The sequence below is a fragment of the Sphingomonas elodea ATCC 31461 genome, assembly GCF_000226955.1.
GTDB lineage: Bacteria > Pseudomonadota > Alphaproteobacteria > Sphingomonadales > Sphingomonadaceae > Sphingomonas > Sphingomonas elodea.
The window spans coordinates 1-521 of record NZ_AGFU01000117.1 but is presented as its reverse complement, the minus strand read 5'-3'; the positions used below and the strand labels follow the sequence as shown (position 1 = coordinate 521).

At 61.2% G+C, this 521-nt stretch carries 2 protein-coding genes; both read right to left on the bottom strand.

Going from position 1 to position 521, the window contains the following annotated elements:
* Positions 1-230 (bottom strand): hypothetical protein (locus KK7_RS23670; protein WP_010546264.1); only part of this gene is annotated, 230 nt, incomplete at its 3' end.
* A 105-nt stretch (positions 231-335) separates the two neighbouring features.
* Positions 336-521, bottom strand: a 186-nt coding sequence (locus tag KK7_RS23665; protein ID WP_010546263.1) for a hypothetical protein, incomplete at its 5' end; no start/stop codon positions are given.

Sequence of the window (521 nt, the reverse complement as noted above, 5' to 3'; positions counted from 1 at the left end):
AATAGTCGGATCACGTCGGTGTCGACGGGGCTGAGCACGACCGACAGCCGGGTGGCGGCCTTGTCGACCTCGACGTCGACGGGGCTGAGCGCAGCGACGAGCGGCATTACGTCACTTTCGACGGGGCTGTCGGGCGCGACCAGCGGGATCGCGTCGCTGTCGACGGGGCTGAGCACGGCGAATACGAGCGTCACGGCATTGTCGAATTCGACGTCGACTGCCGTGAACACGTTGCAAAGCAACCTCAATACCGCAAACAATAATATCTCTTCATTGTCGACTGTGACGTCTTCCAATTTGGCCGTTTTCTCTGGGACGACGTCGGCCGCTCTCAGTCAAGCCAACAGTCGTATCACCTCGCTGTCGACGGGGCTGAGCACCGTAGGTAGCGGTATCACGTCGTTGTCGACCGGCTTGGCCAACGCGAACACCAGTATCGCGACCTTGTCGAACTCGACGTCGACCGGGCTGAGCGCAGCGAATAGCGGCATCGCTTCGGTGTCGACGGGGCTGGTGACTGC